The 20,956-nt window shown below is 71.7% G+C and carries 25 protein-coding genes; 9 read left to right on the top strand and 16 right to left on the bottom strand.

Translation table 11 applies throughout. The annotated features are described in order from the left end of the window. Nucleotides 1–13: 13 nt before the first annotated feature. Nucleotides 14–793: an enoyl-ACP reductase FabI gene (locus tag Gocc_RS07005; RefSeq protein WP_114795853.1), complete on the bottom strand. Its 780-nt coding sequence runs from the start codon at nt 791–793 to the stop codon at nt 14–16. A gap of 14 nt (nt 794–807) precedes the next feature. On the opposite strand from Gocc_RS07005, the gene Gocc_RS07000 reads away from it, so the two are divergent. Beyond that, the gene (locus Gocc_RS07000) at nt 808–1,764 is read left to right on the top strand and encodes a small ribosomal subunit Rsm22 family protein (RefSeq protein WP_181813446.1); all 957 of its coding nucleotides are present in this window, start codon (nt 808–810) and stop codon (nt 1,762–1,764) included. Nucleotides 1,765–1,827: 63 nt separating this feature from the next. After that, the gene (locus Gocc_RS06995) at nt 1,828–2,604 is read left to right on the top strand and encodes an SDR family NAD(P)-dependent oxidoreductase (protein ID WP_181813445.1); all 777 of its coding nucleotides are present in this window, start codon (nt 1,828–1,830) and stop codon (nt 2,602–2,604) included. A gap of 31 nt (nt 2,605–2,635) precedes the next feature. Here the strand turns inward: Gocc_RS06995 and Gocc_RS06990 are convergent, their stop codons facing one another. The 5 genes from Gocc_RS06990 to Gocc_RS06970 all read right to left on the bottom strand — a co-directional run bounded on the left by Gocc_RS06990 (nt 2,636) and on the right by Gocc_RS06970 (nt 6,916). Beyond that, nucleotides 2,636–3,322: a class I SAM-dependent methyltransferase gene (locus Gocc_RS06990; protein ID WP_114795850.1), complete on the bottom strand. Its 687-nt coding sequence runs from the start codon at nt 3,320–3,322 to the stop codon at nt 2,636–2,638. Further along, nucleotides 3,315–4,334: an alanine racemase gene (alr, locus tag Gocc_RS06985; protein ID WP_220150497.1), complete on the bottom strand. Its 1,020-nt coding sequence runs from the start codon at nt 4,332–4,334 to the stop codon at nt 3,315–3,317. The genes Gocc_RS06990 and alr overlap by 8 nt, the downstream gene beginning before the upstream one ends. Before the next feature lie 77 nt (nt 4,335–4,411). Continuing rightward, nucleotides 4,412–5,767: an NAD(P)H-hydrate dehydratase gene (locus Gocc_RS06980; protein WP_114795848.1), complete on the bottom strand. Its 1,356-nt coding sequence runs from the start codon at nt 5,765–5,767 to the stop codon at nt 4,412–4,414. A gap of 3 nt (nt 5,768–5,770) precedes the next feature. Further along, on the bottom strand, nt 5,771–6,136 hold the full coding sequence (acpS, locus tag Gocc_RS06975) for a holo-ACP synthase (RefSeq protein WP_114795847.1): 366 nt from the start codon (nt 6,134–6,136) through the stop codon (nt 5,771–5,773). 3 nt (nt 6,137–6,139) lie between these two features. After that, nucleotides 6,140–6,916: a TIGR01458 family HAD-type hydrolase gene (locus tag Gocc_RS06970; protein ID WP_114795846.1), complete on the bottom strand. Its 777-nt coding sequence runs from the start codon at nt 6,914–6,916 to the stop codon at nt 6,140–6,142. Nucleotides 6,917–6,977: 61 nt separating this feature from the next. On the opposite strand from Gocc_RS06970, the gene Gocc_RS06965 reads away from it, so the two are divergent. The 3 genes from Gocc_RS06965 to Gocc_RS06955 are packed head-to-tail and all read left to right on the top strand — an operon-like array spanning nt 6,978 to nt 9,087. Next, entirely contained in the window at nt 6,978–7,913 is a 936-nt protein-coding gene (locus Gocc_RS06965) for a cation diffusion facilitator family transporter (protein ID WP_114795845.1), read from the top strand. After that, on the top strand, nt 7,910–8,335 hold the full coding sequence (gene arfB / locus Gocc_RS06960) for an alternative ribosome rescue aminoacyl-tRNA hydrolase ArfB (protein ID WP_114795844.1): 426 nt from the start codon (nt 7,910–7,912) through the stop codon (nt 8,333–8,335). Before Gocc_RS06965 ends, arfB begins: the two co-directional genes overlap by 4 nt. Continuing rightward, nucleotides 8,332–9,087, top strand: coding sequence for a biotin--[acetyl-CoA-carboxylase] ligase (locus Gocc_RS06955; protein ID WP_114795843.1), 756 nt, complete (start codon nt 8,332–8,334; stop codon nt 9,085–9,087). Before arfB ends, Gocc_RS06955 begins: the two co-directional genes overlap by 4 nt. Here Gocc_RS06955 and mobA read toward each other — a convergent pair. Beyond that, nucleotides 9,070–9,594: a molybdenum cofactor guanylyltransferase gene (gene mobA / locus Gocc_RS06950; RefSeq protein WP_181813444.1), complete on the bottom strand. Its 525-nt coding sequence runs from the start codon at nt 9,592–9,594 to the stop codon at nt 9,070–9,072. The genes Gocc_RS06955 and mobA overlap by 18 nt on opposite strands. Further along, a complete protein-coding gene (gene fdhD, locus Gocc_RS06945; RefSeq protein WP_220150496.1) occupies nt 9,576–10,376 on the bottom strand; it encodes a formate dehydrogenase accessory sulfurtransferase FdhD in 801 nt (266 codons plus the stop codon). Before fdhD ends, mobA begins: the two co-directional genes overlap by 19 nt. Nucleotides 10,377–10,472: 96 nt before the next feature. On the opposite strand from fdhD, the gene Gocc_RS06940 reads away from it, so the two are divergent. Both Gocc_RS06940 and Gocc_RS06935 read left to right on the top strand, forming a co-directional pair. Continuing rightward, entirely contained in the window at nt 10,473–10,967 is a 495-nt protein-coding gene (locus Gocc_RS06940; RefSeq protein WP_245904885.1) for a Fur family transcriptional regulator, read from the top strand. Continuing rightward, complete coding sequence (locus Gocc_RS06935; RefSeq protein WP_114795839.1) at nt 10,964–12,421, top strand: catalase; 1,458 nt, start codon at nt 10,964–10,966, stop codon at nt 12,419–12,421. The genes Gocc_RS06940 and Gocc_RS06935 overlap by 4 nt, the downstream gene beginning before the upstream one ends. A 249-nt stretch (nt 12,422–12,670) precedes the next feature. On the opposite strand, the gene glmS is transcribed toward Gocc_RS06935, so the two are convergent. The 5 genes from glmS to Gocc_RS16080 all read right to left on the bottom strand — a co-directional run bounded on the left by glmS (nt 12,671) and on the right by Gocc_RS16080 (nt 17,366). After that, the gene (gene glmS, locus Gocc_RS06930; RefSeq protein WP_114795838.1) at nt 12,671–14,503 is read right to left on the bottom strand and encodes a glutamine--fructose-6-phosphate transaminase (isomerizing); all 1,833 of its coding nucleotides are present in this window, start codon (nt 14,501–14,503) and stop codon (nt 12,671–12,673) included. An 80-nt stretch (nt 14,504–14,583) separates the two neighbouring features. Continuing rightward, nucleotides 14,584–15,852 carry a phosphohexomutase domain-containing protein gene (locus tag Gocc_RS06925; RefSeq protein WP_114795837.1) on the bottom strand — a complete coding sequence of 423 codons (1,269 nt, stop codon included), beginning with the start codon at nt 15,850–15,852 and terminating at the stop codon, nt 14,584–14,586. Nucleotides 15,853–15,910: 58 nt separating this feature from the next. Then, entirely contained in the window at nt 15,911–16,306 is a 396-nt protein-coding gene (rpsI, locus tag Gocc_RS06920) for a 30S ribosomal protein S9 (protein ID WP_114795836.1), read from the bottom strand. Beyond that, nucleotides 16,303–16,734 (bottom strand): 50S ribosomal protein L13, encoded by a 432-nt coding sequence (gene rplM, locus Gocc_RS06915; RefSeq protein ID WP_114796173.1) that lies wholly within the window; start codon nt 16,732–16,734, stop codon nt 16,303–16,305. The genes rpsI and rplM overlap by 4 nt, the downstream gene beginning before the upstream one ends. Before the next feature lie 464 nt (nt 16,735–17,198). Continuing rightward, on the bottom strand, nt 17,199–17,366 hold the full coding sequence (locus tag Gocc_RS16080; protein ID WP_181813443.1) for a hypothetical protein: 168 nt from the start codon (nt 17,364–17,366) through the stop codon (nt 17,199–17,201). Between the two features lie 417 nt (nt 17,367–17,783). On the opposite strand from Gocc_RS16080, the gene Gocc_RS06905 reads away from it, so the two are divergent. Both Gocc_RS06905 and Gocc_RS06900 read left to right on the top strand, forming a co-directional pair. Then, nucleotides 17,784–18,155, top strand: a complete 372-nt coding sequence (locus tag Gocc_RS06905) for an ArsR/SmtB family transcription factor (RefSeq protein ID WP_114795834.1) — start codon at nt 17,784–17,786, stop codon at nt 18,153–18,155. A gap of 26 nt (nt 18,156–18,181) precedes the next feature. Further along, on the top strand, nt 18,182–18,919 hold the full coding sequence (locus tag Gocc_RS06900; RefSeq protein WP_147281208.1) for a cation diffusion facilitator family transporter: 738 nt from the start codon (nt 18,182–18,184) through the stop codon (nt 18,917–18,919). 289 nt (nt 18,920–19,208) lie between these two features. Here the strand turns inward: Gocc_RS06900 and Gocc_RS06895 are convergent, their stop codons facing one another. From Gocc_RS06895 to Gocc_RS06885, 3 genes are all read right to left on the bottom strand, one after another. Further along, nucleotides 19,209–19,775, bottom strand: a complete 567-nt coding sequence (locus Gocc_RS06895) for a P-loop nucleotide/nucleoside kinase family protein (RefSeq protein ID WP_114795832.1) — start codon at nt 19,773–19,775, stop codon at nt 19,209–19,211. A gap of 111 nt (nt 19,776–19,886) precedes the next feature. Next, entirely contained in the window at nt 19,887–20,375 is a 489-nt protein-coding gene (locus tag Gocc_RS15650) for a hypothetical protein (RefSeq protein ID WP_147281207.1), read from the bottom strand. 178 nt (nt 20,376–20,553) lie between these two features. After that, nucleotides 20,554–20,956: transposase (locus tag Gocc_RS06885; protein ID WP_147281206.1), on the bottom strand; the 403-nt coding region annotated here is incomplete at its 5' end.

Here is a 20,956-nt window from a genome sequence, read left to right as displayed (position 1 = left end):
CCGCCGGCGGCGCCTACATGCCCATCGCGTGGTATCCGGAATCGACGTAGAGCATGGTGCCGGTCACGTTCGCCGCGTCGTCGGAGAGGAGGTACGCGGCCGCCCCGCCGACGTCGTCGGCCGCGATGTGGCGGTGCAACGGCGCCCGCTGCTCGAACATCTCCTCCATCGTCGTGAAGCCCGCGATCGAGCGCGCGGCGAGGGTGCGCACCGGGCCGGCCGAGACGGCGTTGACGCGTATGCCGCTCTGCCCGAGGTCCCAGGCGAGGTAGCGCATGCTCGCGTCGAGCGTCGCCTTGGCGACGCCCATCACGTTGTAGTGCGGCACGGCACGGACGCCGCCGAGGTAGGTCATCGTCACGATCGAGCCGCCGCCGCGCGCCTGCATCAGCGGCTCCGCGGCTCTCGCGCAGGCGACGAGCGAGTAGGCGGAGATGTCGACGGCCATCCAGAAGCGGTCGCGCGGCGTGTCGACGAAGCGGCCCTCGAGGTCCTCGGCGGCCGCGAACGCGACCGAGTGCACGAGCACGTCCAACCCGCCGCCGAACGCCTCGCCCGTCTCGGCGAAGACACGTGCGACGTCCTCGTCGGAGCGCACGTCGCACTCGGTCACGAGCTTCGCGCCGACCGACTCGGCGAGCTCGCGCACGCCCTTCTCGATGCGCTCGCCCTGGTAGGTGAACGCGAGCTCCGCGCCCTCGTCGTGGAGGCGCTTCGCGATCGCCCACGCGATCGAGCGCTTGTTGGCGACCCCCAGGATCAGCGCCTGCTTGCCCTCGAACCTTCCTGCCATGCGACGATCCTACTGTGACGCTCCCCGAGTCGCTGCGCGACGGCATCGACGATCTCGTCGGCGGCGCCGACCGCCGCCGGGTCGAGCACGCGGCCCGTACGCTCTCGGAAGCGTACCGGGCAGGAGGCCGCGCGGCCTCGCGCGCGGCGCGCACGCGCGACGACGCGGTCGCGTATGCGGCAGCCCGCGCGCCCGCCACGTACGCCGCCGTGGCGGCCGTCCTCGCCGGCATCCGCGAGAGGAGGCCCGACTGGGAACCGGCGTCCGTGCTCGACCTCGGCGCGGGGCCCGGGGTCGCCTGCTGGGCTGCCGCGGCCGTATGGCCGGGGATCGCGCGCTACACCCTCGTCGAAGCAGAGCCGGAGATGCTCGCCGTCGGCCGCACGCTCGCGCGACGGGCCGGCTCCGCGCTCGCCCGCGCGACCTGGATCCAGGGGGATGCCTGCGCCGATGCGGCAGCCGCCGACCTCGTCGTCTCCTCCTACCTGCTCGGCGAGCTGGAGGAGGGACGGGTGGAGTCGTTCGCACGGCACGTCTGGGGACGGTGCGCCGACACAGCCGTGTTCGTCGAACCCGGCACCACGGGCGGCTACCGGCGGGCGCTCGCCGTCCGCACGACGCTCCTTGCCGAGGGAGGCTTCACCCTCGCACCGTGCCCGCACGACACGGCCTGTCCACTCTCCGCGGGCGACTGGTGCCACTTCGCGACGCGCCTGCCGCGCAGCTCCGCGCACCGTGCCGCCAAGGCGGCCGAGCGGGGCTTCGAGGACGAGAAGTTCTCCTACGCCGCGCTGTCGCGCGCGCCACAGGCACGGGCGCAGGGGCGGATCATCCGCCGCCCGCACGTCAACCCGGGCCACGTCGTGCTCGCCGTCTGCGCGCCGGGGGGGATCGAGCGCCGCACCGTCAGCCGCCGGGAGAAGGACGCCTACCGCCGCGCGCGCAAGCTCGGCTGGGGCGACGCGCTGTGACGATTCACGCGTGCGCGGCAGGCTCCGAGCGGCAGGCGTCGGCATCTGCGTTACGGTGAGCAGGTGCAGCGCGTAGCGGTGGTGACGGGAGCATCGTCCGGGATCGGGGAGGCGACGGCGCGCGCCCTCGCGGCACAGGGCTGGCTCTGCGTGCTCGTCGCGCGCCGCGAGGAGCGCCTGCGCGCCCTCGCGGGCGAGATCGGCGGCGAGGTCGAGCTGTGCGACGTCGCCGAGCGGCCGGACGTCGAAGCGACGGCGGCCCGCGTGCTCGAGCGCCATCCGGCGATCCACCTGCTCGTCAACAATGCCGGCATGCCGGCGCGGGGGACGTTCTTGCAGGTGGACCCCGACCTCGTCGAGCGCGTGATGCACGTCAACTACCTCGGCGGCGTCTGGTGCGCGCGGGCGTTCATGCCCGGGCTCGAGGCCGCGGCGCGGCAGGGCGGCGCGCACGTCGTCAACCTCGTCTCCGTCGCCGGCACCGTGTCGTTCGCGCCGGCCGGCGCGTACGCCGCCTCGAAGCACGCGCAGCTCGCCTTCTCGCGCTCACTCGCGGCCGCCCTGCGCGGCAGCGGCATCAACGTCCATGCCGTGCTCCCCGGCTTCGTCGAGACGGAGGGCTTTCCGCAGAAGAACGTGCTCGCGAGCCGCCTGCTGCGCGCCTTCGTGATCGAGCCCGACGACGTCGCGCGCGCGATCGTCCGCGCCGTCGCGCGCAACAGGGGCGAGACCGTGGTGCCGTGGTTCCCGTACCGCCTCATCGGCATCGCGCAGGCCCTCGTGCCCGGGATCGTCGCGCGCTTCGTCGGCATGTCCGGCTACAGGAAGGGCAGCATCTGAGCCTCGCTTCACCGCGTCGCGCGGACGGCCCTCAGGCGCTGCTCCCCTTGCGCGCGACGTACCAGCCGACCTCGACCTCGTAGGCCGTCGCCGGGGCCATGCGCCGCACACGCTCCCGCTCCGGCCCCTCGAGCCCGACGAGATCGAGGTAGTGCTCGACATCGCGTGACTCGTGCACGATCTCGTTCGCGCTCACGACGAGATTGTTCGCCTCGAGCAGGCTGCGCACGTCCTGGTCGGAGAGCAGCCGCCGGTGCGACGGGTCGCGTGCGCGCTCGAAGCGATCGATCTCGGCCGCGGCGAGCGGGTCGACCGGGCCGAGCTGGTCGGCGAGCAGGATGCGGCCGCCGGGGCGCGTCACGCGCGCGAGCTCGGCGACGACGAGCTCCGGCCGGCGAACGTGGTGGAGCACCCGCAGCGAGCCGGCGAGGTCGAACGAGCCGTACGGAAAGGGGAGGGCCGTCGCGTCGGCGACGACGAGCTCCGCGTTCGCGGGGGCGCGCTCGTTGCCCGCGGCCACGAGCTCCGGCGAGGCGTCGACGCCGACCACCGAGCCCACGTAGGGCGCGAGGGCGAACGCCAGCGCGCCGCTGCCGCAGCCGCTGTCGAGCGCACGCTCGTCGCCGCGGAACGGCGACAGCAGGCGCACGACCCGCTCGGCGAGCTCTGCGGCGCGCTCCTCCTGGAGCGCGAGCCGGGCTGCGACGACGTCAGGCACCGACGACCTCCCTCTGCGCCCGCGGCGGGCGCGTCACGAGACCACAGGCGATCTCGTAGCCGATGGTGCCGGAAACGCACGCGTGCTGCTCGATGAGCACACCGTCGCCGACCAGGGTGACCGGGTCGCCCACCGACCCGCCGTCCGGCAGCGCGACGGCGAGGGCGTCCATCGAGACGGTGCCGACCACCGTCGCGCGGCGTCCGGCGACGAGCACCTCCGTGCCGCTCATGGCGCGCCGGAACCCGTCGGCGTAGCCGACCGGGACGATGCCGATGCACGTCGGGGCGCCGGCCACGAAGCGCCGCCCGTAGCCCGTGCTCTCGCCGGGCCGCAGCGTCTTCACGAGGGCGATCTCCGACTCCCAGCGCAGCGCGGGCCGCAGCCCGTCGTCCCCGGGGTCGCCGCCGAACGGGGAGATGCCGTAGAGCGCGATGCCGCAGCGGGCCGCGTCGAGGCGCGCCTCCGGATACCGCAGCGCGCCGGCGCTGTTGGCCAGATGCCGTGTCAGGTGGGAGTAGGGCGCGGTGGCCTCGAGGAAGCGGCCGGTCTGCAGGCGCGTGAAGGCGGGGTCGCTGTCGGCGGACGCGAAGTGGCTCATCAGCCCCACGACGTCGCGCCCGGGCGCCGGCACCTCGGAGAGACCCCAGCGGCCCATGCCCGTGTCGAGCTTGAGATGGACGGGGACGCCGTCGGGCACCGGGCCGTCGGAGACGACGATCTCGAGCCCGATCTCCCGTGCGGCGCGCACGTCGTCGGGGCCCGACGGGCCGAGCACGATTACCCGCGCATGCGGGAAGTCGGGCCGGAGCGCGGCCGCCTCGCCGGCCGTCGCCACGCACAGAGCGGTGGCCCCCTCGGCGAGCGCGGCCCGGGCGACGTCTGCGGCGCCGTGCCCGTACCCGTCGGCCTTGACGACAGCCCACAGCTCCGCCCCGCCGAGGGCGCCGATCAGCGTGCGGGCGTTGTGGCGGACAGCGGCGAGGGAGAGAGTGAAGTGCGAGCGCGCCACGACTGCATTCTCGCGCACGAGGCGTGTCAGAGAACGCCGACGGTCATGCCGTCGTAGTCGAGCACGACGGGCGCGCCCTACGAGAGGGCGGCCGGCAGCGCCGCGACGACGTCGCTCGCGACGAGGCCCGCCTGGTGCTGCACCGTCGCGGCGGCGATCCCGTGTGCCGTCGCACCCGTGGCGGCCGCGATGACCGGGTCGAGGCCCTTGGCGAGGAACGCGGCGATGACGCCGGTGAGCACGTCACCGCTCCCCGCCGTCGCAAGCGACGGGGGAGCCATGTCTGCGACGACCGGGCCCGCCCCCGCCCCCTGCACGATCGTGTCTGCGCCCTTCAGCAGCACCACCGCCCCGTAGCGCTCCGCCGCGTCGCGCGCGGCGCGGAGGCGATGGGCGGCCACCCATGCCGCATCCACGCCGAGCAGCCGCGCGAGCTCCCCGGCGTGCGGGGTCAGCACCGTCGCCGCCGCCCGCGGCAGCGGCTCGAGCCCGTAGAGCGCGTCGGCGTCGACGACGGCCGGAAGGGCGATCGTGTCGAGCAGCTCGCGGACGAGCGCGCGCGCCTCGTCCGAGCGGCCGATCCCCGGCCCGAGCGCGACGGCGTCGGCCCGGGCCGCCGCGGCACGGATTGTCGCTGCCGCGTCGGCCCACTCGAAGCCGAGCTTGACCGGCTCGAGCGCGAGCGTCTCGACGACCGGCAGGCACGCGTGCGGAACGGCGAGCGTGACGTAGCCGGCGTCGGCGCGCAGCGCGGCGGTGGCGGCGAGCACCGGCGCCCCGGTCGTGCCCGGCGCGCCGCCCACGACGAGCACGACGCCCGCGGTGAACTTCGAGTCGTGGGGCGCCCGTCGCGGCACGTCTCGCAAGAGCGCCTCGGTGGCGCGGCGCGCCTCCGTCTCGACGTCGGCGAGTCCGATGTCGGCGACGACGACGCGACCGGCATGGAAGCGCCCCGGCGCGACGACGAGCCCGACCTTGCGCGCGTGGAAGGTGACGGTGAGCGCCGCCTCGACCGCCGGCCCCTCGACCTCCCCGGTCGACGCGTCGACGCCGGAGGGGATGTCGACGGCCACGACGGGGGCGGGGCTCGCGTTGATGCGCTCGATCACGGCGGCGGCCTGCGCGCGCGGCGCACCGTGGAAGCCGGTGCCGAAGAGCGCGTCGACGATCACCTCGAAGCCGTCGACGTCGTCGGTCTCGACCGCCTCCCGGCCTGCCTCCCGGAGCACGCGCGCGGCGATACGCCCGTCGCCGCCGTTCGCGCCTCCCCCGCAGACGACGGCGAAGCGCCGCGCCCGCGGGAACGCCCGCATCGCCTCGCGCGCAACCGCCGAGCCGGCGCGCTCCATCAGCTCCGACGCCGTCCCGGGGAAGCCCGGATAGGCGGCCTCGGCCAGGCGCATCTCGTTGGCGCTGTAGAGGTGCTCGAACATCGCTCAGGGCTCGAGCTCGACGACGCAGGCCGCGCCCGCCATCGTGTGCGAATGCGTGAGCGACACGTCGATGTCGCGCATGCCGACCTTCTCGGCGAAGCGCGCGGTCTTGCCGCTGATGGTGACCCCCGGCTTCGGCGGGCCCACGATCTCGATCTCTTTCCACGTGAAGCGCACCCCGCACCCGAGCGCCTTGCCGACGGCCTCCTTGCCGCAGAAGCGCGCCGCGTAGCTCTCGGCAGGGTTGCAGCGCGTCTCGCAGTAGGCCTGCTCCGCCTTCGTGAAGCAGCGGTCGCGGAAGCCCGGCCGTGCCAGCGCACGAGCGATGCGGTCGATCTCGATCAGATCGGTGCCGACGCGCACGGCCATGATTCAGAGCGAGCGCTCCAGCCACTCCGGCAGCTGCGCGACGGAGCTGAGCACGATCTCGGGCACGATCCCGGAGCCGTCGAGCGTCTCGGGGCGGAACTTGCCGGTGCGCACGAGCGCGGTGCGCATGCCGAACGCCTGGGCGCCGCGCACGTCCGCCTCGATGTCGTCGGTCACCATCCAGGTGAGCTCCGGCTCGGCTGCGAGCGCGTCGAGCGCGGCGGCGAAGTAGGTGGGGCTCGGCTTGCCGAGCACGATCGCGTCGACGCCGGTGGCGTACTCGAGGCCCGCCACGAAGGCGCCCGCGTCGAGCAGCGGGCCGCGGCTCGTCTGCCACCACTTGTTCTTGTGCAGGCAGTAGAGGTCGGCGCCCATCTGCAGCTCCGCGAACGCACGGCCGAGATTCATCCACGAGAACACCTGGTTCGGCTCGGTCGTCTCGTCGCAGCCGCCGAGCAGCACCGCGTCGGCGTGCTCGCCGACGAGCTCGATGCCCTCGAGGTCGGGCACGATGGCGCCCATCACGAGCGCGAACACGCGCTTGCCCTTGAGCTCGCGTGCCGCAGCGCGGGGTGTCGTCTGGATCTCGTCGTCCTCGAGCTCGAATCCGAGGCCGCGCAGCTCCTGCGCGAGCTGCGCGCGCGGGCGCGTCGAGTTGTTCGTGACGAAGCGCAGGGCGTGCCCCTGGCGGCGCAGCCGGGCGACTGCGGCGGCGGCGCCCGGGATCGGCTCTCCCGACACGTGCAGGACGCCGTCGACGTCGAGGAGGATGCAGGCCATCGGCACAGTCTCACAGACGCGCACGGGCGACGGAATATCCACGACGCGCTAGCCTCGTGCGGTGGCAGCACACGACCATGCGCACGGTCACGGCGACGTCCACGGCTTCGCCGGCGGCACGCTGCGGTCGCTCGGGATCGCCCTCGGGCTGAACGCCGCGTACACGGCCGCCGAGGCGGCGGCGGGCATCGCGACGGGCAGCCTGTCGCTGCTCGCCGACGCCGGCCACAACCTCTCCGACGTGCTGGCGCTCGGGATCGCGGCCGGCGCCGTCGTGCTCGCGGGGCGACCGGCGACGCCGAACCGGAGCTTCGGCCTCAAGCGGGCGGAGATCCTCGCGGCGCTCGTCAACGCGGTCTCGCTCGTGGTCATCGCCGTGCTCATCTTCATCGAGGCGGGCCGCCGCTTCTCGCAGCCGCCGGACGTGCCGGGCGGGTGGCTCGTGGCGGTGGCCGCGCTGGGTCTCGCGATCAACGCCGCCGGCGCCGCACTCGTGTTCCGCCGCGGCGGACACGACCTCAACCTGCGCGCGTCGTTCGTCCATCTCGCGGGCGACGCGCTCGGCTCGCTCGGCGTGCTCGTCGCCGGTGTCGTGATCATCACCACCGGATGGCGCTACGCGGACCCGGCGTTCAGCCTCCTGCTCGGGGTGCTCATCCTCGTAAGCTCCTGGGGCGTGCTGCGCGACTCGGTGCTCGTGCTGCTCGAGGCGGCGCCGCGCGGCATGGACGCGGACGCGATCGGGCGCGCGATGGCGGCGACGCCGGGCGTCGTCGAGGTGCACGACCTGCACGTGTGGCAGATCACGAGCGGCTTCCCGACCCTCTCGGCGCACGTGCGCGTGCGCGCCGGCGACGACTGCCACGCCATCCGCCGCACGCTGGAGCAGATGCTCTGCGAGCGCTTCCGCGTCACCCACACGACGCTCCAGGTCGACCACGAACAGGCGGACGGGCTGCTCGCGATCTCACGGTCGCCCGGGACGGGACGCGAATGAGCGCCGACGAGAGCCCTCGCCGCATCCGCGTCACGCGCTCCGTGCTCCTTCCCGTCTCCGAGATCGAGCTGCGCGTGTCGCGATCGAGCGGCCCCGGCGGCCAGCACGCGAACACGTCCGAGACGCGAGTCGAGGCAGTGCTCGACGTGGGGGCGTCCACGGCGCTGACGGACGTGCAGAAGCGCCGCGTGATCGCCCGCGCAGGCCCCGTGCTGCGGGCCGTCGCGCAGGACGAGCGCAGCCAGGCGCGCAACCGCGAGCTCGCGGTCGCCCGCCTCGTGGCACGCCTCGCCGAGGCGCTGCGGGTCGAGCGGCACCGTGTGGCGACGCGGCCCTCGCGGGCGGCGAAGGAGCAGCGACTGGACGCCAAGCGGCGGCGCGGGACCGTCAAGCGCCTGCGCCGGTCGAGGGACGACGAGTGAACGACCTGGCGCCCGACGTGGTGCTGCCGCGTCTACGCAGCCGCCTCGGCTCGCCGTACCTGTACGCGCAGGAGACGGCGTCGACCCAGGACGTGCTGCGCGGCACGGATCTGCCGGAGGGCGCGGTGGCGACCGCGGAGCACCAGGTCGCCGGGCGCGGCCGCTCGGGGCGCCGCTGGGACGACCGGCCGGGACGGTCGCTGCTGTGCTCGGTGCTGCTGCGCCCGCCGGGCGGCGCGCTGCCGCAGCTGTCGCTCGTCGTGGCGCTCGCGGCCGCGGAGGCGATCGAGCTCGTCGCAGGCGTCGAGGCTCGGGTGAAATGGCCGAACGACGTGCTGATCGCCGGGGGCAAGGTGGCGGGCATCCTGCTCGAAGCAGGCGACGGCGCGGTCGTCGCGGGCATCGGCGTCAACGTCAACCAGAGCGCCGGCGAGCTGCCGGCGCGGACGCGGCTGCCGGCGACGTCGCTGCGCGTCGCGACAGGGGCGACGCACGATCGGGGCGCACTCCTCGCCGCGCTGCTCGAGCGGCTCGACGCGGCCTACGCAAGCTGGCGGGCAAGCGGGCTGGACGGGCTCGCCGCGCGCCTCGAGGCACGCAATGCGCTCCGCGGACAGCGTGTCAGCGTGGGTGCCGCGTCCGGGACGGCCGGCGCGCTGGCGCCGGACGGCCGGCTGTCGGTCACGCTCGACGGCGGACACGTGGTCATGGTCGAGAGCGGCGAGATCGAGCCGCTAGATCTCCCCCTCTAGCGCGGCGAGATCCTCCGGGGTGTCGACGTCGGCGAGAAGCCGCTCGTCCACATGGATCACGGTCGGGTTGACGTCGCGCAGCGACAGCTCGCCGCGCGCCACGCGTTCCTCGAGCAGGGGCAGCATGGAGCGCGTGTACGCGCCCGGAAGCGGCCCCGTCTGCGGGATCGCGGTCGCGCGCCCGAGCGCCCGCAGAAGCTCGGGGGTCGCGCGTGGACAGTCCACGGGGAGCACGACGCAGGTGTCGTGCGCCGCCGCGCGGAGTCCCGCGATGACCCCGAACACGGGAGCGCGCAGGGCGCTTGCGTCGTCCAGCAGCGGGCACGCCAGCGGCAGGCCGTCTGCGGCCTTGCCGACCGCGATCACCTCGTCGCAGGCCTCGCCGAGAACGCGCAGGCCGCGCTCGGCGAGCGTCTCCCCGTCGAGCACGACGAGGGCCTTCGGCGATCCGAACCGCCGCGAGGCGCCGCCGACGAGCAGCACGCCGGTCAGGGGACGATGCGCCACGGCTCCGTGTAGACGTTCGCACGCCCGTCGCGCACGAAGCCGCACAGCGTGATCCCGCGGTCGGCGGCCAGCTCGACGGCCAGAGAGGAGGGCGCGCCGACCGCGACGAGCACCGGGCAGCCCGCGACCGCCGCCTTCTGCACGAGCTCGAAGGAGAGCCGGCCGCTGACGCACAGCACGAGGTCGGCGAGCGGCAGTCTCCCCTCGCGGAACGCCCACCCGATCACCTTGTCCATGGCGTTGTGCCGGCCGACGTCCTCGCGCGCGCAGAGGAGCCCGCCCTGCGGCGTGAACAGGCCGGTGGCGTGGATGCCGCCGGTGCGGTCGAACGAGGGCTGCGCCGCGCGCAGGAGCTCGGGCAGGCCCGAGACGACGGCGAAGGGGACGCGCAGGCCGCTCTCGACCCGGTCGGCGGCGACGGCGATCGCCTCGAGCGCCCCCTTGCCGCAGACACCGCACGAGGACGAGGTGTAGAAGGAGCGCTGCAGCCCTTCCGGGTCGAAGCCGGGGGCGTCCACCTCGACGGTGTTCGCCGCGAGGTCGCCGGGAAGGCGGGCGCGGGCGGGCCGCAGCCCCTCGGAGAGGCAGAACCCGAGCGCAAGCTCCTCGTCGTGGCCGGGGGTGCGCATGGTGACGGCGACCGGCCGACCCTCGATGCGGATCTCGAGCGGCTCCTCGACAGCGACCCTGTCGGGCTCGTCCGCTCCTTCCGGCAGGCGGCGCACCGACACGCGGCTGCTCCCGCGAAGATCCGCGGGGGGGATGGGCTGAACGGGCTCCACGAACGAACAGTACTGCGCCATCCGCAGCCACCCCCCATGTTTTATGGTGTTGTTCAAGTTATTGATAAAGTACGATATGCGTGCTACGGTGGGGTCGTGCCGGAAGCAGCGCGCGATGACGTCGAACTTCTGCGAGCGGCGGGCCTTCGCGTCACGGCGCCGCGCGTGGCGGTGCTCGAGGTGCTCGCCGAGGCACCGCACGCGGACGCGGACTTCGTCGCGACCGCGGCTCGAGCCCGGCTCGGCGCCCTGTCCACCCAGGCCGTCTACGACGTCCTGGGCGCGCTCACACGCGCCGGACTGCTGCGCCGCTTCGAGCCGGCAGGGTCGGCCGCCCGCTACGAGCGGCGCACCGGCGACAACCACCACCACGTCGTGTGCCGCTCCTGCGGCGCGGTGGACGACGTCGACTGCGCGACCGGATCGGCGCCCTGCCTCAGCCCGTCGGACACGCATGGCTTCGACGTCGACGAGGCCGAGGTGACGTGGTGGGGCCTGTGTGCCCGCTGCCGGCCGCAGCGCTCGCAGACGGCGGCCGCCGCTTCCGCCTGCGGCATCCCTGTTCCCCACGACTCCAAGGAGGGCCATTGAGCACGTCACGTCCACCCGCCACTACCACCGACGCGGGCATCCCGACCGCGTCCGACGAGGACTCGCTGTCCGTCGGCCGCGACGGGCCCCTGCTGCTCCACGACCACGTCCTGATCGAGCAGATGGCGCACTTCAACCGCGAACGCGTGCCGGAGCGGGTCGTGCACGCAAAGGGCGCCGGTGCGTTCGGGCGCCTGGAGATCACGAACGACGTGAGCCAGTTCACCAAGGCTGCGGTGTTCCAGCCGGGAACCGTGACGGAAGCGCTCGTCCGCTTTTCCACCGTCGCCGGCGAGCAGGGAAGCCCGGACACCTGGCGCGATCCACGCGGCTTCGCCGTCAAGCTCTACACCACCGAGGGCAACTACGACATCGTCGGCAACAACACCCCGGTGTTCTTCGTCCGCGACCCGATCAAGTTCGGTCACTTCATCCGCTCGCAGAAGCGCCGCGGCGACACCGGCTTGCGGGACAACGACATCCAGTGGGACTTCTGGACTCTGTCTCCGGAGTCCGCGCACCAGGTGACGATCCTGATGGGCGACCGCGGCATTCCGGGCACGTTCCGGAACATGAACGGGTACGGCTCGCACACGTTCATGTGGGTCAACGCCGGCGGCGAGCGGTACTGGATCAAGTACCACTTCAAGACCGATCAGGGCATCACCTTCCTCACGCAGGCCGAGGCCGATGTCCTCGCAGGGGAGGATGCCGACTACCATCGGCGCGACCTCTCCGAGGCGATCGCGCGCGGCGAGCATCCGAGCTGGACGTTGAAGGTGCAGGTGATGCCGTTCGACGACGCTCCGGCGTACCGCTTCAACCCGTTCGACCTGACGAAGGTATGGCCGCATGCCGACTACCCGCTGATCGAGGTCGGCCGGCTGACGCTCGACCGCAATCCGGAGAACTTCTTCGCCGAGATCGAGCAGTCGGCGTTCGAGCCGTCGAACATGGTGCCCGGCACGGGCCCGAGCCCCGACAAGATGCTGCTCGGCAGGATGTTCTCGTATCCGGACACGCACCGCTACCGGATCGGGGCGAACTACATGCAGCTCCCCGTCAACCGGCCGAAGGGGACGGAGGCGAACAGCTACACGTTCGACGGGGCGATGCGCTACCACCACACGGGCGGGACGCCGATGTACGCACCCAACTCGTATGGAGGCCCGGCCGCCGACACCGGCCGCTTCGGCGACGTCGCAGGCTGGTATGCAGCCGGGGAGATGGTGCGCGAGGCGTACTCCCTGCATGCGGAGGACGACGACTGGTCGCAGGCACGCGCCCTGCTCACCCAGGTGATGGACGACGCAGCGCGGGAGCGCTTCGTCGGCAACGTCGCCGGCCACCTCTCGAACGGGGTCAGCGAGCCCGTGCTGGCGCGGGCGCTGCAGTACTGGGCGAACGTCGACCAGGGCATCGCAGCGCGGATCGAGCAGGCCGTCCGGCGCTGAGCCGGCTCCGCGAGGATGCGGGCGCGAGCGGCCGCGGGGCCGCTCGCGCCCGCCCGAATGGAATCGACCCGGCAGCCGTGGGGCTTCAGCGTGTCGTCGAACGGCCGCTGACAGCCCTCGTACGCTGCGCGCTCGCCGAGCCGGCCCTCTCACGCATCCGTTTGGCCGGCGAACGCTCGCCGAGCGCTTCCAGCGCGATCCTGCCTCGTTCTTGGACCCGTTCCCAGAGGTCAGCAGGTCGAAGCCCGTCTACTCGACGGTGACCGTCTTCGCGAGGTTGCGCGGCTGGTCGACGTTGAGGCCGCGCAGGCGGGCGATGCGGTAGGCGAGGAGCTGCAGGGGCACGACCGCGAGCACGGCTTGCAGGAAGGCGGGGGAGCGCGGGATGTAGATGACGTCGTCGGCGTGGTGCTGGATGTCCTCGTTGCCGTCGGTGGCGATCGCGATCACGTGGGCGCCGCGGGCGCGCACCTCCTGGATGTTCGACACGATCTTGTCGTACACGCGCTTGTGGTCGGTGGCGACGACGACGACCGGCGTGTTCTCGTCGAGCAGGGCGATCGGGCCGTGCTTCATCTCGCCGGCCGAGTACGCCTCGGTCGGGATGTACGAGATCTCCTTCAGCTTGAGGGCGCCCTCGAGCGCTACCGGCAGGCCGATGTTGCGCCCGAGGTAGAGGAAGAACGGCTTCTCGAAGTGCCGCTGCGCGATCTCGTCGATCGGATGGTTGCCGTCGAGGAACGTCTGCAGCTTGTGCGGCAGCTGGTAGACCTCGTCGAGGATGAAGCGGAGCTCCTCCTGCGGCAGCGTCTCGCGCACCTGCGCGAGCTTGAGCGCCACGAGGAACAGCAGCGACAGCTGCGCGGTGAACGTCTTCGACGCCGCGACGCTCACCTCGAGGCCCGCGCGCGTGTAGAGCACGGAGTCGACCTCGCGGGTGATCTGCGAGCCCATCATGTTCGTGATCGCGACCGTGTGCGCGCCCATCTCGCGGGCGAGCTTCATCGCCTCGATCGTGTCGCGCGTCTCCCCCGACTGCGAGATGCCGACCACGAGCGTGGCGGCATCGAGCACGGGGTTGCGGTAGATCCACTCCGACGCGATGTCGTGCTCGACCGGCACGCGCGCCCACTCCTCGATCGCGTAGCGGCCCGCGACGGCGGCGTGGTAGGAGGTTCCGGCAGAGAGGATGACGATGCGGCGGAGGTCGCGCAGGACGGCGTCATCGACGCCGATGCCGTCGAGCACGAGGCGCCCGTGCCGCACCCGGTCGCCGATCGTCTCGGCCACGGCCTCCGGCTGCTCGAAGATCTCCTTCAGCATGAAGGTCTCGAAGCCCGCCTTCTCGGCGCACTCGTCGTCCCAGTCGAGCTCGACGAGCTCGCGCTCGACCTCGCCGCCGTCGTCGTGGCGCAGGAAGCGGACGCCCTCGACCGTGATGGCGACGATGTCGCCGTCGTCGGGGAAGTAGACCTCGCGGCTCTCCTTCAGGAACGCCGACGCGTTGGAGGCGAGGAACGTCTCGCCGCGGCCGGCGCCGACGACGAGCGGGCACTGGTGGCGGGCGCCGACGAGCAGGCCGGGATGGTCGCGGTGGATGACGACGAAGGCGAAGTGGCCCTCGAGCTCCCCGAACGCGGCTCGCGTCGCCTCGACGAGGTCGCCTGCGTAGTGTTCCTCGATCAGGTGCGTCACCGTCTCCGCGTCGGTCTCGGACGCGAACACGTGGCCCGCCTCGCGGAGGCGGTCGCGAAGCTCGCGGTAGTTCTCGACGATGCCGTTGAGCACGATCGCGATCTCGGCCGGGTCGTCGCCGGCGAGCGGGTGCGCGTTCGCCTCGGTGACGCCGCCGTGGGTCGCCCAGCGCGTGTGCCCGAGGCCGGTCGTCGCCCGGGAGCCGCCGTCGCCCGCGGCCCGCTTCAGGTTCTGGAGGTTCCCGACCGCGCGCGTGTAGACGAGGCCGTCATCCTCGAGCAGCGCGATCCCGGCAGAGTCGTACCCGCGGTACTCGAGGCGCTCGAGCCCGAACAGAAGCAGGTCCTTGCACTCCCGGGGCCCGACGTATCCGATGATCCCGCACATCTGTCTGCTCCTTCGTTCGTCCCCGCCTGCCGCGCGACGTGGTGCTGGACGCCGGAGCAGATCGTGCGAGCCAGGCGCCTCTACGCCTCGCCGAGCTCCGACCGGACGAGATGGGCGACTTTACCACAGACGTCCCGCGCCTCCTCCTCGTGCTCGGCCTCCACGAGGACGCGCACGAACGGCTCGGTGCCGGACGGCCGCACCAGCACGCGGCCGCGGCCGGCGAGCGCCGCGTTGAGCCGCTCGACCTCCGCCGCGACGGCCGCGGGCACCTCGCGACGCCGCACCCGGACATTCTCCTTCGCCTGCGCGAACAGCTCCATCACGCCCACCGCCTCGGACAGCGGGCGGCCGTCCAGCGCGCCGCAGAGCAGGAGCGCGGCGGCGAGCCCGTCGCCGCTGACGTGGCCCTCCAGGTAGATGAGGTGGCCCGACTGCTCACCGCCGAGCACGCCGCCCTCGCGGCGCAGCGCCTCGAGCACGTAGCGGTCTCCGACGTCCGTCGTCGTCACGAGAATGCCGCGCTCGGCCATGAGCCGGTGGAAGCCCAGGTTCGTCATCGTCGTCACCGCGACCCGGTCGACGCCCAGCGCGAGCGCGAGCACGGCGATGATCTGGTCGCCGTCGACGGCGTCGCCCGCCTCGTCGACGGCGAGCATGCGGTCGCCGTCGCCGTCGAAGGCGACGCCGAGGTCGTAGCCGCCCGCCCGCACGACGTCCTGCAACAGCGCCAGGTCGGTGGCGCCGCAGCCCACGTTGATGTTCGCGCCGTCGGGGGCGTTCGCGACCGCCGTCACCTCGGCGCCGAGGCGCTCGAACACGGCCGGCGCGATGCCCGAGAAGGCGCCGTTCGCGCAGTCGACCGCGATGCGCAGGCCGGTGAGGTCGGTGCCGAAGTGCTCGACGACGTGCTCGACGTAGCCGTCGGCAGCGCTCTCGGCCACCTCGACGCTGCCGCGGCCGGAGCCGCGCGCGTCGAGCAGCGCCTCGATCGCCTCCTCGTCGGCGTCCGCCAGCTTGTGCCCCGCCGCCGTGAAGAGCTTGACGCCGTTGTACTCGGGCGGGTTGTGCGACGCCGACAGGACGACGCCGAGATCCTGGGCGAGCAGCGCGATCGCCGGGGTCGGGAGGACGCCGCCGAGCACGGCGACGCCGCCGGCGTCGACGATGCCCTCGACGAGCGCCTGCTCGAGCGCGGGGCCCGAGCCGCGGGTGTCGCGCCCCACGAACACGCGGCCGCGACCCGACCACAGGGTCGCCGCACGGCCCAGGCGCTCCACCAGCTCGAGCGTGAGCGTGTCGCCGACGATGCCGCGAACGCCGTCGGTGCCGAAGTGTGTACGAGCCATGGCAGAGGACGCGGGAGCACGCGGGCGAGGCGTGCGCCTCGCCCCTGCGCGCGTGCCGCTATCGCTTGGAGAACTGGGGAGCCTTGCGGGCCTTGTGGAGACCGGCCTTCTTGCGCTCCACCTGGCGGGCGTCGCGCGTGAGGTAGCCCTCGCGCTTCAGCGGCACGCGCAGCTCCGGGTCGGCCTCGACGAGCGCGCGGGCGATGCCGTGGCGAACGGCGCCGGCCTGGCCGCTGACGCCGCCGCCGTGCACGCGCACGCGCAGGTCGTACGTCCCGTCCGCGCCCGCCGTCTTGAGCGGCGAGAGGGCGGCGACACGATGCGACGCGCGGGGGAAGTACTCCTCGAGCGTGCGTCCGTTGATCCACGTCTTCCCGTCGCCGGGTCGGAGGATGACGCGCGCGACGGACGTCTTGCGCTTGCCGGTGCCGAGGTACTGAGCGATGCCTGTCATGAGAGCTCCAGTGTCTTGGGCGCCTGCGCCGTGTGGGGGTGCTCGGGGCCGGCGTAGACCTTGAGCTTCGTCAGCTGCGCGGCGGCGAGCTTGTTCTTCGGAAGCATGCCCTTCACCGCCTTGCGGATCACCTCGGTGGGGCGGCGGTCGAGCTGCTCGCGCAGCGTCCGCGTCTTCAGCCCGCCCGGGAAGCCGGAGTGCCGGTAGACCATCTTCTGGTCGAGCTTCTGGCCGGTCACGTGGATCTTCTCCGCGTTGACGACGATCACGAAATCGCCCGTGTCGACGTGCGGCGTGTACTGCGGCTTGTTCTTGCCGCGCAAGGTGTCGGCGATCTGCGTCGCGAGCCGGCCCAGGGTCTTCCCCTCGGCGTCGACGACGTACCAGTCGCGCTGAATCTCTCCCGGCTTGGCGGTGTAGGTCTTCATCACGTCAGAAAGAAGGCGGTCGGCCGACCGCACGACGGTGGAGTGTAGCAGCGGATGAGCGGGTCGTCGTGACGCGGCGGGGCCGGCCGGTGGCCGCGCCCGTCCCTCCGTCGGACGCGGCGGCAGGCGCTCCGTCGACGCACCTCGGGCGCCGTCTCGCACGGGCTCCGGCCGCCGAGCGGTGCACGACGGCGCTGGCGCTGGCGGAGATCCCGGTCGGCGCAGCGCGTGCCGAGCGTCCCCGTCTCGTCGAGCGGCTGCGAGCTCGTGACCACTGCGCACGCCGTGCTTCGAGCGCGCGCCGGACCTGCGGATCGAGAACCGGCTCGAGCCCGAGTGATCCGCACGCGGATCCGTCTCCTTCGCGACGTCGTCTGTGCGAGGGGCGTGATCGGCCCGGGCGCGTAGCGGCCGCGATCGGGGACGGCCCGGGTGCTCGCGGATGCCGCGCGACACGGGGTCGCTCAGCGACGGTAGATCTTCGTCACCCGCCCGTCGGCGAGAAGCTTCACGTTCGAGCCGCCCGGCGCCTTGTCGGCCGAGACCGCGCCCGCGAACGACCAACGTGCCACCCGCCCACGGAGCCAGTTCCCGACCACCAGCCGCGACCGCGCCGGGCCTGCGAGCGTCATCAGGCACGCCTGCGCCGTCGTCTGCCTGGCGCTGGATCCTTGCTCCCACACCACCGCAGAGATCGTTCCCGGATGCAGTGTCGCACTCGACCATGGCCCGCTCGCGGCGACGCGGGAACGGAAGGCCGCATTGGCGGGCGCGTTCCAGGCCATCAGACATGCCCGCTCCGACGGGCGCGTCGCTGCCGGGGCATCGGCTGCGGCGAGCATGAGAGCGACGAGAAGCCCTGCAAGCGACAAACGCCACCATCTCATCGCGAGAGACTAGCGGCGCTTGCCCGGCGGGCGCAACGGGTGGAGCGGGTGGAGCCCTTGCCTGCGGCGGCGCGCGGGAATGTCACCCGAGCCGGATGTCCTGGCACCTGTTCGTATCAACATACTAACATCTGAAGATGCTCTCATGTTACGATGTCGCACGTGGGTCATGGAGTTCAAGGGCGCAGCGGTCGGGCCTCGATCGACGGAGAAACAGCACGCCAGGTCGCCGAGACGATGCAGGCTCTCGCGACGCCGAGTCGCGTGCGGATTCTCGCGCGCCTGAAGGAGTCTCCCTGCTCGGTCAGCGAGCTTGCGGAGGCGGTCGGCATGGAGCAGTCCTCGGTGTCGCACCAGCTGCGGCTGTTGCGCCATCTCGACCTGGTCATCGGCGAGCGGGCCGGGCGGCGGATGATCTACGCGCTGCACGACAGCCACGTCGGCGTCCTGCTCGAAGAGGCCGTCTACCACGTCGAGCACACCCGCCTGGGCTTCCCCGAGCGTGTGATCGCAAAGGGTGGCGGCGCTCGGTGAGTGAGCTCGAACCGAAGGGCGAGGGCATGGAGGAGAACAACCCGCCGAACGCGGAGCGCAGACATGTCCCCGCAGAACACGGCCACGCCCATGACGGGGAGGAAGCGCACGACCATGCGCACGGCGATGCCGTGGATGGTCATTCCCATGGCGGCCACGGCCATTCGCACGGGCTCGTCGATCCATCGATCATCCGCTCGCAGGAGGGCGTGAAGGCAGTGTCGATCAGTCTCGTCGTTCTGCTCCTGACCACCCTGTTCCAGATCGGCGTCTTCGTCTACTCCAACAGCGTCGCGCTGCTGGCTGACCTGATTCACAACTTCGGGGACGCCCTGACCGCGCTCCCACTCGGGATCGCATTTTTCCTCCGTAGCGTCCGTGGCGAAATGGCCGCTGGCTATTTCGTCGTAGCAGCGATCTTCTTCAGCGCCCTCGTCGCTCTCTGGCAGACCATCGGGCGCCTGATCGATCCCCAGCCGCTCTCCCATCTCACAGCCCTCGCTGTGGCAGGCGCAGTCGGGTTCGTCGGCAACGAGATCGCTGCGCTCGTCCGCCTTCGGGCCGGGAAGCGGCTGCAGAGCCCTGCGCTCATCGCCGACGGCTACCACGCGCGCACCGACGGCTTTGTCTCCCTCGGCGTTGTCGGCAGCGCGGTCATCGTGGCGCTCGGCTTCGATCTCGGAGACCCGCTGATCGGTCTCGTGATCACGTTGATCATCCTCCGGATCACCTGGCAGTCGTGGCGGACGATGCACGCCGCCTGACCGATCCGCTCGCGCTGTGCCCGGGCGTTGCCTGCCCCGATACGTGCCGTCCGCCCGGCGCGCGGTGGTCATCTCGAACCCCGACGCCCGCCAGTCCGAGGCGGAGAAGCCACGGCCCTGGCGAGGAGACCATCGTGGCTGAGGAGGAGGCGGCAATCCTCATTCGTCAGAGGGCCGTCGACGTCATCGAGGTTCTCGACTCGCCGGCAGGCCAAGCGGGGCAAGGTCAGTCCTCGTAGGACATGCGACTCGCGTGCGCCAGAGTTCGGCAATGACGCCTGAGCTGCTCTTACGTCGGCCGGTCGTCCGCAAGGTGGTCACGCACGGCTGCGAGAACGGCGTCCAAGCCGATAGCTTCGCCATCAGTCGTGTCGAGAACGATAACGCCCCCACCGAGCTGCAGCTGCCGATGTGTACCACCGTCTACTGCCGCCTCAACCTCGCCTACTCGATCGACGTCGTTGTGTCCCGGATGACGCGTCGATGCGCGCGCCCTATACCTGCCGATAAGAGTCTCCTTGCTCGCAGTGCAATGGATTTCAAGTGGCTGGTAGCTGTACCTCTCGCGGAGTTCGAGCAAGCGTGTTCGTCCGTAGACACTCGGGAAGTTCGACTCAACGATGAATGACCTGCCCACGCGAAGCTCGCGCTCGACGGCTTGATAGAGCAACTCGTAGGAAACGCCTCCGATCCTTTTCGACCATGCGACATCGCCCGCTCCGAGCAGATCCAGCACTAGCTCTTTGATCTCGTCTCGCGCAATCAGGGGCAGCCCCACTTCGGTTGCAAGGAAATCCGCAACCGTCGTCTTGCCGCTTGCGGGTGGGCCGCTGATGACAACCACGGGTGGGTTCATCGAGCCGATGATACGAGTCAGTTAGTGAGCGAGGAGGGACGGCGTCATCGCAGGCAGTGAATGTGCTGCTCGCCTGCGCCAGCGTTCCGCAATGCACCCTGAGCGCGGGCGTCAGCGCGTCACGTTGACGATGGCGCTGAGGTGGGCGCCTCCGGCGGCTGCCGTGACGCGCCAGCAGCCGAACGACGGGAAGTAGAGGAGGCTCGGGTAGAAGGGCCCACTGGACGAGTAACTGAGCGGGCCGACGTCAGACCGGAGTTGGCGCCCGGTGCCATCGACTCGGCGCCCGGTGACGCGCGGAGTGCCGCGGATCGTGAACCAACCCAGCTTCGTGCGGATCAACCCATCCTTCTGAATAACGGCCCAACCGCCACGGGCGCTGCCGTCCGGAACCGCCGCGAATCTCGCACCTTCAGGCAAGTCGACTGCAATACGCGCGTTGCCGAAGTTGAACGACGGACGCTTGGCCGCCGGATGAGACGACGTGTTGGACACGCGGCATCGTTCCGCACCGGTTGCCTGGCGAGCCGCGACCTGCTGCGTCGCTGCTGAAGCGAACACGGCCCCTGCCAGGACGACCCCAAGAGCGAGCTTCGCCATGTCCCTACATTACTTCGACGGCGAGTCGAGAAGCCGACTTTCCTGGGCCAGCGCTCTGGAATGTCACCCGGCGGTGCAGATAGCGTGCTTCAGGTCGTGCCCTCCGAGAGACACGTGATGCTCAACTTGAACGCGGGGGTCTGTCAGATTTTCGGTGTAAGTCCTGTTGTCTATTTTGTTAATCGTTGATCTCGATTCGTCCTTCGAATGTCACTGCGAACGCGTTGAGGGCGGGCTTCCAGCGGTTGCTCCAGCGTGCTCGGCCGCGACCTGTCGGGTCGAGGCTCCTGATCGTCAGGTACAAGCATTTCATCGCGGCCTGCTCGTTGGGGAAGTGGCCGCGGACACGGACGGCGCGGCGGAAGCGTGCGTGCATGCTCTCGATCGCGTTCGTCGAGTAGATCACCTTGCGGATCTCAGGGCTGTAGGAGAGGAAGGGCGCGAACTCGGCCCAGGCGTTCTGCCAGAGCCGGATGATCGCCGGGTAGCGCTCGCCCCACTTGCCGGCGAGCTCGTCGAGCGCCGTCTTGGCCGCGGCTTCGGTCGGCGCGCTGTACACCGGCCGGAGATCACGTGCGAGC

Origin of the sequence: Gaiella occulta (assembly GCF_003351045.1) — a bacterium.
Lineage (GTDB): Bacteria > Actinomycetota > Thermoleophilia > Gaiellales > Gaiellaceae > Gaiella > Gaiella occulta.
Note: the sequence above shows the minus strand (reverse complement) of the source record. Positions and strands in the feature narration are given on the sequence as shown.

Coding starts and splice junctions, on each gene's coding strand:
- Gocc_RS07005 (WP_114795853.1), bottom strand. CDS start 793: ATGGCAGGAAGGTTCGAGGGCAAGCAGGCGCTGATCCTGGGGGTCGCC.
- Gocc_RS06980 (WP_114795848.1), bottom strand. CDS start 5,767: ATGTTCGAGCACCTCTACAGCGCCAACGAGATGCGCCTGGCCGAGGCC.
- acpS (WP_114795847.1), bottom strand. CDS start 6,136: ATGGCCGTGCGCGTCGGCACCGATCTGATCGAGATCGACCGCATCGCT.
- Gocc_RS06970 (WP_114795846.1), bottom strand. CDS start 6,916: ATGGCCTGCATCCTCCTCGACGTCGACGGCGTCCTGCACGTGTCGGGA.
- arfB (WP_114795844.1), top strand. CDS start 7,910: ATGAGCGCCGACGAGAGCCCTCGCCGCATCCGCGTCACGCGCTCCGTG.
- glmS (WP_114795838.1), bottom strand. CDS start 14,503: ATGTGCGGGATCATCGGATACGTCGGGCCCCGGGAGTGCAAGGACCTG.
- Gocc_RS06925 (WP_114795837.1), bottom strand. CDS start 15,852: ATGGCTCGTACACACTTCGGCACCGACGGCGTTCGCGGCATCGTCGGC.
- rpsI (WP_114795836.1), bottom strand. CDS start 16,306: ATGACAGGCATCGCTCAGTACCTCGGCACCGGCAAGCGCAAGACGTCC.
- rplM (WP_114796173.1), bottom strand. CDS start 16,734: ATGAAGACCTACACCGCCAAGCCGGGAGAGATTCAGCGCGACTGGTAC.
- Gocc_RS16080 (WP_181813443.1), bottom strand. CDS start 17,366: ATGACGCTCGCAGGCCCGGCGCGGTCGCGGCTGGTGGTCGGGAACTGG.
- Gocc_RS06900 (WP_147281208.1), top strand. CDS start 18,182: ATGGAGGAGAACAACCCGCCGAACGCGGAGCGCAGACATGTCCCCGCA.
- Gocc_RS06895 (WP_114795832.1), bottom strand. CDS start 19,775: ATGAACCCACCCGTGGTTGTCATCAGCGGCCCACCCGCAAGCGGCAAG.
- Gocc_RS15650 (WP_147281207.1), bottom strand. CDS start 20,375: ATGGCGAAGCTCGCTCTTGGGGTCGTCCTGGCAGGGGCCGTGTTCGCT.